Here is a 12796-nt window from a genome sequence, read left to right on the forward strand (position 1 = left end):
CGCTGCGCATCCGGGGTCACACCCGGATCGTAACCTCGCGCGTCTACGTCCAGAATTCGTTCATGGGTTGCGCGTAACGGTCGTTGTCGGTCAGCGGCGGCAGTCCGAGTGAATCCTCGATGGTGCGCAGCAGGCTGTAATGGTCATAGCGGTCATCGGCGACGAACGCACCGTCGCGCATACCGCTAGCGACGGCGCCGGGCGACGGGATGACGACCGTGACGATGTGGTTGCCTTCGTTGCCGTTGCCCAGCGAAAGGTTGTTGTAGTCCTCGTCGAATGTGAGGAAGATGGCGCTCTTCTGCGTGGGGTCGTTCCACGTATCCGAATTCATGATGATGGGCAGCGTCTCCTGCAGCCATGCGTCGCCTGCCGCGACGTTGTACTGGTGTCCGCCAAGGAATTTCGGCGTGAGCTGGCTCAGCGCCCACTGGATGACTCCAGGCAGGGTGGTGGTTGGACCTTCCATGTTCGTCGCGTCGTCGGCGGCGAACCAGGCGAAATTGGGAGCCGAAGCGGGATAGGCGAGATCGGTTGCCATCTCTGACAGGTCGAACAGGTGGCTGTTCACTCGGGTCGGGTCGTCGTAGATGTCGTGGAAAGCGAGGAACGGCAGCCTGTCGGTGGGGGTGCTGTAGCCACCGCCACCCTCCATGTAACCGGCCCAGGTCTTGTGCGCCAACTCGATGTTGTCGGCCAGGTTCAGCGCGGGATCAAAGCAGTCGGCCGGGCAGTTGTAGTTGAGCCCGAAGTCCGAACCACCAATGATCGGATAGTAATTCGGGTCGCTCGGGTGAGTCAGCGCGTAGTAGTTCGACGCCAGCCCGTAGTTGCCAATCAGGGCGTTCAGGTACGGCGCGTTCGGGCTACCGACGATGTCGCTGAAGCCCTTGTTCTCCATGTAGACCATGAACACGTGATCGAGCGGGCCGACGTTCGAAGCCGGTCGTGTGAGTGGCGCCGGCGCCAGTCCCGCCGCACCGACTGTGAACGACAGGTTGTCGGCGTAGGCGTTGTTGTAGTTGCCCAGCACCGGGTTGCAGTCCTTCAGCGTCACCACCACACGGGCGGCGCGGGTGCCCACCGGGACGGTGCCTGCGGTATCGCGTTCGAGGAATCTGGTCAGGAACAAGCGATCGAGCACGCCGACGGGCCGGATCCCGCCGGTGCCGATCGTGTCTCCGTTGGCATTCAGGAACTCGACGCGGACAGAGGCCGCGGAGGGGTCGATGGTGAAGCCGCCGAGATCTCCGCTCAGCGTGTAAGGCACTGCGCCACCGTCGATCTCGGTTGCCGCGGCACTGAGGTTCACGGTCTGGCTGAGCGTGGACGTGGCAACGGGTCCACCGCCGAAGAATTGCTCACCGCTATCGGGTGGCGCGCAAGCCGCACTGGGGAATCCGAGAAATGCCGGGAACGTCGGCCCGGGAGAGGACGTCGGCCACGGGAAGCGGCGCGCAGTGCCGTATTCGATGACCGTCGGCGTGCCGGTCACCGTCCAGCCTGGCACGGTGACCGAGCTGTATCCGGACAACGAAGGGTCACCGAGTTCGGCGCCCGGATTCACCAGCAAGTTCGGGCCTACGACCGGTTGCACGGCGACGTGCTGGGCGGCTGTCGGCGAAAAGCCGAGCAGGGTCTGCTCGATCTCGCGTCGCGCGAACGCCAGCAGCGCCCACAGCGCCGGCTCATGAACGGGCGCAACGGGACCGGCGGTCATCGATGGCCCCAGCCCGGCCCACCCAAGCAGAGACGAGACGATATTCGTGACCACATTCAACGGCGCCAGCGGCCCGCTGAACGGTGCGGGATGCGGTTGCGGCGGAATCGTTGCGATTGAGTTGGCTGTCAACGTGATTGGCGATGCCACCGCGGCTGGTGCAGCGAGGCTCGAGGTGTGGACGTCGACGGTCGGCGCCGTGCTGGTGAGTCGAACTGCGCTCGGTGACTGCACTGTCGAGGTCGCTGCGACCGAGAGTTCTTTCGGCAGAGAGAATGTCGAGGCTGCCGTCGTCGTGCTTCGCGACGATGGCTTGACCGTCTTGCGGGTGCCACCTTTGGAGGACGTCGGGGGCGTGGTCGGGGCATCGTCGTCCCCGGCGGATGGGCTGCTCGTGGCCGCGGCGGGCTCGCCTTCGACCGTTGTCTGCGCCTCGGGCGTCGGTGCCTTCTCCGAAGACGTGGCATTCGACTCCGTCGACGAGGTCGACTCGACCGGCTTCGTCTTGTCCGTTGTCGAGGTGGACGAGGAATCGGCCGCACCAGTCGAGGCCGACGACGTGGTACTCGAGTCTGTTGGCGCTGCCAACGCCACCGCGGGCGTGGTGGCTACCGCCCAACCCACTCCCAGCGCGACAGCCAATGCGCCGACCCGGCCGACATAGGTGACGTGACCCATCACCGCTCCTTGTTCGATAGGGCAGTTCAGCGTCAAGAAATGTACGCCGCGGCCGATCAACGAGGGGCCGAACTGAAGCAATCGGAGGGCTTACCCGCCCGATCCCCTGGCGAAGATGCCGAATATCCGTCGGCAGGTCCGGCAAATATCGCTTTCATAGCCCGCGCACAGATGCCGTCCAGCGCAATTGTGGGGTGGCTCACTCGATCGATTCACCCACACGACATCGGTTCAAGATCACGTATGCTTCTGCGACCATGACGCAGCCGATCATCGAATATGGCGACCCACGCTTAATCGCCGAGCAGTTGGACGAATCCGGAGTGGTGTGTCTCGAGGATGCGGTTCCGCACGAATGGCTGGCTCAAGCGCGCGCCGACGTGCAGGATCGGCTGCTGAACCACGGCGTCCACGACCACTTCATTCGGTCGCCTCAAGGCGAAGAACACAGCGCCGCAGAGGCTTTCATCAACAGCTCTTCGGTGCTGTCGCTGCTGACGGACATTGTGCGCACCCGCTTCCCGGAAGGACCGGCCGAGCTGGAGCTGACCGGCTCGGCCCTGCGCGTGATCGCAGGCCCGCGCGGCGAAGGCGACGCGTATTGGTTTCATTACGACGCCAGTGTGGTCACGATGGTCGTCCCGATATTTCTGCCGAATGCCGAACAGGGCAACTCCGGGGAATTAGTGGGACTTTTCAATAAGCGCCCTTTCCGACGCTTTGTTCTCGCGAACATCATCGACAAAGCCGTCGGGCAAAGCCAGTTTTATCGCCGTCATATCTTGCGCCGTCTCGACGACAGCGACTATCTGCACAGAGTCGATATGGAAGTCGGCAATCTCTACCTGTTCTGGGGCTATCGCAGCCTACATGGCAACATGCCGTGCGAATCGGGCGCACTGCGCGCCACTCTGCTACTGCATTTCGGCCGCCCGCACGGCTCCAGCGACGCGTTGACGGCCGCGGTGCGGATCGGGCAGTCGCTGCGGACCCTCGGACAGAAGCGTGCAGGCACGGAGGTCACGGTCGGCGCGTACTGACCCCGATGAAAGCCGTTGACCTCGCGTGATTTGCCGCTGTCTCGCACGTGAGCGATAGCATCGAGGCGTGACTGAGCGCGAAGCCCCGCCGGATTGGGGCTTCGATCACCCGCAGGACCCGTACGACGCCGACGGGTGGTTCGGTGGTGGGCAGGTAGCCGAGCCAACTTTTGTGGACGACGTTCCCACCCCACCGCACGGTGAACCCGCAGTCCCGACCGTCGAAGCACCGTATGAAGCCCCGATCGAGGTCACTCCACCCCCTCCTCCGCAGCCACTGCGACGGGCTCCTTCCTCGACGGTCAACACGTGGACAGTGAACGGTCAGCTGCGCGCATCGGATACCAGCACCTTGACCTTCCGGGCTCCCCCGGAGCCGTGGTACCGCGCCAGACAGGCCAGGATCGCGCTGACCGTCGTCGCCGCCGCCGCAGTCCTTGCGCCCGTTGTCCTGCTCGCGTGGCCCGATAGCTCGTCGACGGCCCCCGGCCCGTCGACCTCGGTCGCACCTGCGCCATCAACCACTGCGCCTGCCCTCAGCAGTGCTGCACCCTCGCCGATCAACCTTCCGCCGCCACCACCACCCCCGCCTCCCCCGCCACCACCACCGCCGGAGCAAACCGGTTCGGCCCCGTCCTACAACGAGCCGTACTGGAGGCCGTCCGCTCCGGAGCCAACCAAGGGGCCGGACGTGGATGTGACCCGCGCACCGATCAGCGTGGCGCCAACGCCGCGACAATCACCGGGCACCAACTCGGCCAATCCCGGCGACGGCCGGAAGGGCTTCCACTGCGGCGGCTGGTGCTGACCGCCGGTCGCTATTCGTAGTTGAGACCCTTCAACAGCGTTCTCTGGGTCGAAAAGTCTATCTGCGCAGCGGGATTGGCTACTGCGGTGACCATGCCCGAGCCGAAGGCGCCTTGGGAGTCGAAAAGCGTCGCCGTGCCGACCGAAATCCCATCCGACGTCCAGTGCGAATCCGCTTGGATGGCGATCCAATCGTCAACAGGCAGCCGGGCGAGCGCAGCCGTCAGGTCACCGTTGATATAGCCGATGCCCTGCGTGCCGAGGTTGGTCACCAGACTCGTCGCTTCGGCGATCATCACGGCGCGGACGAACGGAGAATTCTCCTCTCCCGCAAGAACTTTGATGCCGTCGTTGAAGAAGCGCTTTCGGGAGTCGTTCTGATGGGCCGCCGGCGACCGTGTCCAGCCCGTTTCGTCGCTTCCGACAAAGGGAAGTACCGAATCGTCGGGCGGCGGCGGCGCTACGAGCGAGACGGGCGCCGTCCACTCACGACCGGGTGGCGCGGTTGAGCGTCGGTACTGCACCAGCGTGGCCCGAGTCACGGTGCGCCCCTCCTGCACTACATCGCATTCCGCGCTGCGCACCCGCCTTCCGTCGCGGACCACGCGCACGTCGATCGTCGTCGGCACATTGCGTGCCGCACGGAACAAATCTGCGGTGAATCGTGTCGGCATGAATTCCGGTGATCCGCAATTATTCTCGAGTTCGCGGGCGGCCAACCCGACGACGGCTGGCCCATTCAGATGGTCGTCGCCCCAGTGACTCTGCGCGAAGGGCGTTGGCACGTACGCGCCGCCCTCGGCCGATGTGAAGTGCGCCGGCTCGTTCGACATCCGAACATCGTCGCATAGCGCCTGATCGGCTACGTGTTGCGCCCGCCGTTGACGCCCAGAATCTGCCCTGTGATGTAACCGGCCTCATCAGAGATCAGGAAAGCGCATGCGGCAGCGATGTCTTCGGGTTTGCCCATCCGGCGGACTGGCGTTGCATCGATGGTCGCTTGGACATTGCCGAGCCTGCCGCGAGATTCCGCATTGCGCAGCATCGGCGTATCGATGAAGCCCGGCGGCACGGCATTCACCGTGACGCCCGCCGGTCCGTACTCCAGGGCCAGCGACTTGGTCAACCCGTTGACCGCCGACTTCGCTGCGACATAGTGCGACATGTACGCAGTGCCGGAATGGGTGCTCGACGACGAGATGTTGACGATCCGCCCCCAGCCCGCGTCGATCATGTCGGGCAGGACCGCCTGGATGCAGTGGAACACCCCGTTGAGGTTGACGTCCACCACCTTGCGCCACTCATCGAACGTGATGTCGGTGAAGCGCTTGAAACCGTCCAGGCCTGCCGCGTTGACCAGGATCGTGATCGGCCCAAGCTGCGCGCGGATGGCCGCCAACGCCTGATCGACCTGGGAGCGATCGGTCACGTCTGCGGTCTGCGCGAACTCGTCATCGGAGGCGGTCAGGTCGATCGTGGCCACGTGGTAGCCATCGGCCCGCAGCCGTTCCGCCACCGCCCGGCCGATACCCGAGCCGCCTCCTGTCACGACAGCCGTCTTCATCGATGTCTCTTCCTTCCCGAAATCGCTTGAATATCTTGGTAGTTGATGTCAACTGCGTCGTGGCGCCCGCAGGCCCAGCGTGCGACGGCCCGCATCCACCAGATGCTCTTGCAACGCCGCGTCATCGAAAGTGCCCCATGTCGGCCCCGCCGCACCGGCCATTCCGGCGAAGACCATGGCCGCCTTCACTTCGCCGGCGGGTCCCGGATCGACATCGGCCAGCAGGGCCAACTGTCGCTTGATCAGAACGCCCCATTCGGCACGCTCGATGAGCACTGCTGCGACGCTCGGGTCGGCCGCTAGCACCGCAACCAGTCCCCTGTTGCGCACCGTCAGCGCCGCGTAGCCGCTCAGCATGTGCTCCGCCCGTGAGTGCGCGGTACGCCTCGTCTCGGCAGAGTCCACGATGGTCCGCAACTCGGCGAGGATCGGTTCAAGGACAGCGGCCAGTAGTTGCTCACGGGTTCGAAAGTGGTGGTAGATAGCAGCTTTCGTGAATCCGAGTTCATCGGCGATCATCTGTAGCGAGGTGCCCGCGAAGCTGTGTCGGGTGAACAGGTCGACTGCGACCTCGATCAGTCGCGTCCGGGTGTCGGTGGTCTCCAACGCCGCTGTCGCCATCGCCAGCTCCTCAGGTTCGGCTTTACGATCGTATGGTACTGTACCGTCCATTCGTAAAGCTAGCTCCTTTACGATCGACTAGGCTCCACGAGCATCGCCCTATGAGCGACTTCCGGGCCTCGAACTCACCACTAGCCTGCGCGCCTGAGATGCCGGCCGAAGAACGGGCGCGCATCTTCGGTCGCGAAACTGGGTACCTGGCGATGCCCTCCCGGGAACGCACGCAACAGTTTCTCTTTCGAGGCGAAGGCGTCGAACAACGCCAGACCGTGTTCGCGGCCGATCTCCTGGTCATCCCACGGCAACAGGAACTCGATGGGCGCGGTGATCTGCTTCGCCGCTGCCCTCAGCGCGTCAGATTCGAACATCGCGCCGAAAACCGCAGCGGCGATGCGTGGTTCGGCTGCCGCCAACGGAATTCCGATGGCGGTCGCCAGCGTCATGCCGCAGTAGCCGACGCCGGATTCGGCGCCGATCTCTGGCAGAGTCAATAGGGCGTCGATGGTCGCCCGCCACTCCGGAACGGCACGTTCAGCCAGCGACGCGTTGAAGTCGATCAGGATCGGGCCGATTGGTTCTCCCGCCGAACGGGCCTGACGAAGCGCGGCGACCCACTGGTTGTCCTCGGCGTTTCGCGGCCGCTCACCGTGTCCGGGGGCATCGATTGCGGCCACCGCGAATCCACCGGTGGTTACCCAATAGTGAGCGCGGGACACTAGTCCGGGTGCCTTCTTGTGAAGACCCCCACCATGACCCATCAGGATCAAGGGCGCACCGTCGGATGACTCAGCGGGTGACCAGAGCACTCCGGTGACGTCGTCCAGGATGAAATCACGCTCGTCGATGCCGTTCGACGAAGTCTGTGAGTTGAAATGCATAGGTAGTTGCCTTTCGGGATTGCCTTGTTGTCCAGGCGCTCCCGGCGACCACCTACCTCAATCGCCTGACCGTGGAAAGACGAGGAGCACCCATTTCGGTACCGCATGCATGGGTTCTCACCTCCTCGATCGACGTCACGGTGTCCGAGAGGCTACCAACCGCTGTCCTTGCCCGCCAGTTCTTTTTCGGCTACGCAGCGACGGTGAGTACGCCGTCGGCCGTGGCCTCGACGCGCGTTCCGAAGCCGCTGCTCATCTCTACGATGCTGGCGTGCAACCACGCAGCGTCCCGCTCAGGCGCACGCTCGAGCCGCATCCTTCGCATTTTCACCGGCACCATACGCAGGACACTGTCCGACTTGTCGACAGAAGCGAAATGCAGCAGCCGCAACTCGTGGCGAAACGTTTCGTAGGTGGAGATGCCCTCGTAGTCGTCGATGGTGTCGCCACATCCGTACATGATCAGCTTTCCGCGGTATATCTCGATCGGCCTCGGATGGTGCGACGAATGGCCGTGCACCAGGTCGACGCCGGCGTCAATCAGCCTGTGCGCGAACCTGATCTGTGCGCTGTCGACGGCATAGCCCCAATTCGAGCCCCAGTGCAGCGAGACCACCGCGACGTCGTCGGGTCCCGTCAAGGCTGTCACTCGATCAGCGATCAGGTCGGCGCTGTCGTCGGTCATGTCCGGCACGTACGCAACTCCGGGCCGGTGTGCCGTCGCTGCCCATCCCGGTGGAATGCCGCTCGAACTCATGCCGCAGGATGCGATCACCACCCGCCCGACGGCAGCGGGGCGCTGCGCACTTTCGGCATCCAAACCCGCACCAGCACTGCGTATTCCGGCACGGTCGAGCGTTCGCAGCGTGTCCGTCAGCCCCTGATACCCGAAGTCGAGGATGTGGTTGTTGGCCAGCGCACAGACATCGGGCCGGATTGCCGTCAGACAGCCGATGTTGTCGGGATGCATCCGGTAATGCACCGCCTTTCCGCGGGCGAACTCACCGCCTGTGGTGATGCTCGTTTCCAGGTTCAGCAGTCGGACGTCGGGCGCGAACTGCTCGACGATTTCCAAAGCGTCGTCCCACGGCCATGAATACTCGATCGGCGCCGGGATCGGACCGTTTGTCCGCTCGGCAAGCGAAATATAGGTTCGCGCATCGGAAACCACGGATTCGCGCAGAGTCGGATCACCGGGATGCGGCAACAATTGATCGATCGCACGGCCGGTCATCACGTCGCCGGTGAGGAAGATGACCGTCACGACGACTCAGCGAGTGCCGGCCTGAGCGAGGTCGGCAACCGAGTTGATATTGGTCTCGTCGACGAACGACGGCCCCGTCAAAGTCGGCTGACCACCACCGATCACGTTCTTGTTGGTGAAGTACAGCCAAAGCGAGTCGACCGCGAGATATCCCTGCAGGAACGGCTGTTGGTCGATGGCCCACTCGATCCTGCCGTTCTTGATCGCGTCGACGACACCGGCGTTGGTGTCGAACGTCGCCACCTTGGCATAACTGTTCACTTCGGCGACAGCCTCCAAGGTGGCCAGCGCCACTGGGGCGCCGAGCGTGAGGACACGGTCGATGCTGAAGTCCTGCTGAAGCTTTGCCATCACCGCGCTCTTGACAGCGTCCTTGTCCACGCTGTCGACGTAGAGCTTCTGTGTCTTGCCCGCGAATCCGCTTGTCAGCCCGTCACATCGGGCTTCGAGCCCCACATGCCCCGGTTCGTGAATCACACAGAGCGCGTTCTGGGCGCCTTCGTGGGTGAAGCGTTCGCCCGCCGCCCGGCCGGCGATCGTCTCGTCTTGCCCGAAGTACTCCATCACGCCAAGCGCTTTCCAGTCGGCGATACCGGAGTTCACGACGACCAACGGAATGCCCGCGGCGATCGCGGCCTGGACCGCGGGCGTCATCACCACAGGGTCGGCCAGGGTGACCGCGATGCCTGCCACCTTTGCGCTCACCGCGGCCCGCACCAGGTTGGCCTGGGCCGCCGCGTCGGGATCGTGCGAGTACTGAAGTTCGACGTTGTCCTTGGCCGCTGCCGCCTCGGCGCCCCGACGGACCAGGTCCCAGAACGTGTCGCCCGGTGCCTGATGGGTGATGAGGGCGACGGTCATGCGGGCCGAGGTGCCGTTGTGAGCACTAGAGGTGGGTGGCGTCGAGCCATGTTCACCGCCGGAACAGGCCGCCACCGCAATCATCAGCACCGAGAGGATGTACGCAAACGACGTTCGGGCCATTGATTCGCCCCTCCCACGCGAGCCGGTGCGAGCCCGCCGCGCGACAGCAGGTCGCTCCCCAATCGTCGCAGCTAATCGGGCCGGCGTGGCGGGATTACCGAGAGCGATTCAGCTGCCAGATGCGGGTGGACAGCAGCGTCGCGAACGCACACCACGCTGGATAGGCGGCGAGAACACCGGCACGCGGACCACACGCTGCGACGGACCGTCGCGTGAGATCGGCACTGCTCACCGTCAGCGCGGCCGCCGCCACGGCCGACGTCCCGAGTTGGCGACGCGTGAAGAACAGCCACGTCCAACCGGCGTTGAGCGCGAGGTTGACGGCCAGCAGCCCGGCATAGGTGCGGGCCTGCCTGCGATTCGCGGCGCCGAGGTGGTCCAGCGTCGAGGCCGAAACGGCAGCGATGTCCGCGTAGAGCAACGGCCATACGACAGGAAAGGCCTGCCGCGGCGGCTGGAAGCTCGGCTTCTGCAGGCCGGCGTACCACGCTGACTCCGCGGGTCGGCTTGCCAACCCGCCTACCAGTGCCGTGACGAATGTAGCTGCAGCGGTGCTGACCAGTGTCTTCAAGCGCATGGCGAAATTTACCCCGAAGTCGATGTCACGAATCGCGGCGCTGCTCGCGTCTGGTGCATATCAACCGCCGACAAGAAAGGCAGAACGATGATCGAGATCCTGATTCTGGGCGCCGGTTACACCGGGATGGCCGCCACCGCAGGGCTGGTGGGGCGTCTGAAGGGTCGCGACGATGTTCACATCACGATCGTCAACCCGCAGACCCGGTTCACCGAACGCCTGCGCTTGCATCAGACCGCCTCCGGGCAGACCTTGGCCGATCTGCAGATTCCAGATCAGCTCGAGGGCACCGGCGTCGACTTCGTCCAGGGCTGGGTGACCGGCATCGACGCCGACGCGCAGAGCGTCCGCATCGATGACGCCTACCCGCTGCGCTACGACACGCTGATCTACGCCCTCGGCAGCGTCGCCGACACCGAAACGGTTCCCGGTGTTGACGAATTCGCCTACACCTTGAACAGCGCGCAGGACGCGATGCTGCTCGCCGACCATCTGCACCGCCTCACCGACGGCACCGTCGTCGTGGCAGGCGGCGGGCTCACCGGCATCGAGTCCGCGGCGGAGATCGCCGAACAGCATCCACAACTCGACGTCGTGCTGCTGAGCCGCCAGGTCCCCGGTTCGATGATGGGCGACAAGGCGCGGGCCCGACTGCACGCAGGCCTGGAGCGGCTTGGTGTGCGGGTGCGCGCCGGTGTCGACATCGTCAAGGTGATGTCCGACGGTGTGGCGCTGGACGACGGCGAGGTCGTCAATGCGCAGGCGGTGCTGTGGACGACGGGCGTGCGGGTGTCGCCGATCGCCGCGGCCGCCGGCTTCGACGTCGACGACCGTGGCCGCATCGTCACCGACGAGGCGCTGCGTTCGGTGTCACATCCCAACGTCTACGCCGTCGGGGACGCCGCCGCGATCCAGCAGGGCTACGGTGTCATCCACGGCACCTGCCAGAGCGGTATCCCGACCGCGCTGCATGCGGCGGCATCGATCGTCCGCGAGCTTAAAGGCAAGCAGCCCAAGAGGTTCCGCTTCGGTTACGTCCATCAGCCCGTCAGCCTGGGCCGCCACGACGGCGTCATCCAGTTCACCCACGCCGACGACACTCCGGGGCGGTTCTACTTGGCCGGCAGGTTCGCCGTCGCGTACAAAGAGACGGTGAGCTCCAACCCGTGGACCACATACCGCCTGCTCAAGGTGCTGCCAGCGCTAGGGGCGGCGACGTGGCGGCGCGGCGGCCGGATGACTCGATGAACGCCGACCAGCAGACGTTCGCCGACCACAGGACCTTGTTGTTCTCGATCGCCTACCGGATCCTCGGCTCGGCCGCGGATGCCGAGGACGTCGTCCAGGACGCCTGGTTCAAGTGGTCGGCGGACGACCGGTCACAGGTCTCCGATCCGAAGGCCTACCTTGCGCGCATCGTGTCGAACTTGTCGATGGAACGGCTGCGGTCCACCCGCCACCAACGTGAAACATACGTCGGCCCATGGCTTCCCGAGCCCATCCTCACCCAACCCGACGCCGCAGAGGACGTCGCCACCGCCGAATCCGTTTCGATGGCGATGCTCGTGGTGTTGGAGACACTGAGCCCGTTGGAGCGCGCGGTGTTCGTGCTCAAGGAAGTGTTCGCCTTCAGCTACGCCGAGATCGCTCACGCCGTCGAGCGGTCGGAATCTGCCGTGCGTCAGGCCGCCCATCGCGCCCGCGAACACGTGCAGGCACGCAGGCCCCGCTTTCAGGCCGACCGCGTCAAGAAACGCGAGGCCACCGAGCGGTTCTTCGCCGCCATCACCGGCGGTGACATCAACGAACTGATGGAGTTGCTCGCACCGGAGGTCACGCTGTGGACGGACGGCGGTGGCAAGGTCCGCCAGGCGATGCGACCGATCGTCGGTATCGACAACGTTGCGCGCTGGATCGCCGGTGCGAGTGCACGGCCCTATGAGGGGGTCGAAATCGCTGATATGGCAGCAGAAGTCGTCGAGATAAACGGCGGCCCCGGCATCCTGTTGACCGGTGCCGGTCGCGTCATCGCCACGCTGACCGTCGACCTGGACGCAGCCGGCCGCATCGTCACCGTGCACAACGTCGCCAACCCGGACAAGCTGCGTGCGGTCGCCGACGGGGTGAAGCACATCTACGTGGCGTCGTGACCGAATGGCAGGTGTGCACCGGAAGCGCCGCGGATTTGGACCTCGTGGGACCGCTGTGGGTGGCGGTTCATCATCAACACGCGCAGGTCATGCCGCACTTGGGGCCGTATGTCAGCGACGACGAAACCTGGCGCGTCAGGCGCGCGTTGTATGAGGAGTTGCTCGCCAAGCCCGACACCCTGCTGCTGCTCGCGTTGGACGGCGATACGGTCGTCGGCTACGGCCTCGCCCACGTGATGACGGTGGACGACAGCTGGATCGCGGACACCTGGGTCACCGGCACACGGATCGGTGAGATCGAATCCCTCAGTGTGCTACCGCAATACCGCGGCAGCGGGTTGGGTTCGGCGTTCCTGGAGCGGCTCGAGCAGCACCTGCAGGCGATCGGCGTCGAGGACATCATCCTGGGTGCACTGCCCGGCAACACCGATGCCATCCGACTCTACGAGCGACGCGGCTATCAGCCGACCTGGCTCTATCTGTCACGCTTCAAGGGCCGGAACTAACATGAGC

The 12796-nt window shown here is 64.8% G+C and carries 14 protein-coding genes; 6 read left to right on the plus strand and 8 right to left on the minus strand.

Features of this window, described 5'->3' with window-relative positions:
- Window positions 1-43 precede the first annotated feature (43 nt).
- The gene (locus GGC64_RS12865; protein ID WP_192722899.1) at window positions 44-1720 is read right to left on the minus strand and encodes an alkaline phosphatase family protein; all 1677 of its coding nucleotides are present in this window, start codon (window positions 1718-1720) and stop codon (window positions 44-46) included.
- Window positions 1721-1766: 46 nt separating this feature from the next.
- Here GGC64_RS12865 and GGC64_RS12870 point away from each other — a divergent pair, with 46 nt between their 5' ends.
- The 3 genes from GGC64_RS12870 (at window position 1767) to GGC64_RS12880 (ending at window position 4246) form a co-directional block, all read left to right on the plus strand.
- Window positions 1767-2384, plus strand: a complete 618-nt coding sequence (locus GGC64_RS12870) for a hypothetical protein (protein ID WP_192722900.1) — start codon at window positions 1767-1769, stop codon at window positions 2382-2384.
- Between the two features lie 271 nt (window positions 2385-2655).
- Window positions 2656-3438 carry a hypothetical protein gene (locus GGC64_RS12875; protein WP_192722901.1) on the plus strand — a complete coding sequence of 261 codons (783 nt, stop codon included), beginning with the start codon at window positions 2656-2658 and terminating at the stop codon, window positions 3436-3438.
- Between the two features lie 67 nt (window positions 3439-3505).
- On the plus strand, window positions 3506-4246 hold the full coding sequence (locus tag GGC64_RS12880; RefSeq protein WP_192722902.1) for a hypothetical protein: 741 nt from the start codon (window positions 3506-3508) through the stop codon (window positions 4244-4246).
- A 10-nt stretch (window positions 4247-4256) separates the two neighbouring features.
- On the opposite strand, the gene GGC64_RS12885 is transcribed toward GGC64_RS12880, so the two are convergent.
- From GGC64_RS12885 to GGC64_RS12915, 7 genes are all read right to left on the minus strand, one after another.
- Complete coding sequence (locus tag GGC64_RS12885) at window positions 4257-5078, minus strand: acyl-CoA thioesterase domain-containing protein (protein ID WP_192722903.1); 822 nt, start codon at window positions 5076-5078, stop codon at window positions 4257-4259.
- A gap of 29 nt (window positions 5079-5107) precedes the next feature.
- Window positions 5108-5809 (minus strand): SDR family NAD(P)-dependent oxidoreductase, encoded by a 702-nt coding sequence (locus GGC64_RS12890; protein WP_192722904.1) that lies wholly within the window; start codon window positions 5807-5809, stop codon window positions 5108-5110.
- A gap of 48 nt (window positions 5810-5857) precedes the next feature.
- A complete protein-coding gene (locus tag GGC64_RS12895; protein WP_192722905.1) occupies window positions 5858-6430 on the minus strand; it encodes a TetR/AcrR family transcriptional regulator in 573 nt (190 codons plus the stop codon).
- Between the two features lie 131 nt (window positions 6431-6561).
- Window positions 6562-7308, minus strand: coding sequence for an alpha/beta hydrolase (locus tag GGC64_RS12900; protein WP_192722906.1), 747 nt, complete (start codon window positions 7306-7308; stop codon window positions 6562-6564).
- A gap of 190 nt (window positions 7309-7498) precedes the next feature.
- A complete protein-coding gene (locus GGC64_RS12905; protein WP_192722907.1) occupies window positions 7499-8572 on the minus strand; it encodes a CapA family protein in 1074 nt (357 codons plus the stop codon).
- 6 nt (window positions 8573-8578) lie between these two features.
- Window positions 8579-9556: a sugar ABC transporter substrate-binding protein gene (locus tag GGC64_RS12910; protein ID WP_192722908.1), complete on the minus strand. Its 978-nt coding sequence runs from the start codon at window positions 9554-9556 to the stop codon at window positions 8579-8581.
- A gap of 94 nt (window positions 9557-9650) precedes the next feature.
- Window positions 9651-10133 (minus strand): TspO/MBR family protein, encoded by a 483-nt coding sequence (locus GGC64_RS12915; protein ID WP_192722909.1) that lies wholly within the window; start codon window positions 10131-10133, stop codon window positions 9651-9653.
- A gap of 87 nt (window positions 10134-10220) precedes the next feature.
- Here GGC64_RS12915 and GGC64_RS12920 point away from each other — a divergent pair, with 87 nt between their 5' ends.
- Genes GGC64_RS12920 through GGC64_RS12930 form a run of 3 tightly spaced genes read left to right on the plus strand, consistent with a single transcriptional unit; the run spans window position 10221 to window position 12789 of the window.
- Window positions 10221-11381, plus strand: coding sequence for an NAD(P)/FAD-dependent oxidoreductase (locus GGC64_RS12920; RefSeq protein WP_192722910.1), 1161 nt, complete (start codon window positions 10221-10223; stop codon window positions 11379-11381).
- Window positions 11378-12283 (plus strand): RNA polymerase sigma-70 factor, encoded by a 906-nt coding sequence (locus GGC64_RS12925; protein WP_192722911.1) that lies wholly within the window; start codon window positions 11378-11380, stop codon window positions 12281-12283. The genes GGC64_RS12920 and GGC64_RS12925 overlap by 4 nt, the downstream gene beginning before the upstream one ends.
- Window positions 12280-12789, plus strand: coding sequence for a GNAT family N-acetyltransferase (locus GGC64_RS12930; protein WP_192722912.1), 510 nt, complete (start codon window positions 12280-12282; stop codon window positions 12787-12789). The genes GGC64_RS12925 and GGC64_RS12930 overlap by 4 nt, the downstream gene beginning before the upstream one ends.
- Window positions 12790-12796 lie beyond the last annotated feature (7 nt).

Origin of the sequence: Mycobacterium sp. OAS707, from assembly GCF_014873705.1 — a bacterium.
In the GTDB taxonomy this organism is placed as follows: domain Bacteria; phylum Actinomycetota; class Actinomycetes; order Mycobacteriales; family Mycobacteriaceae; genus Mycobacterium.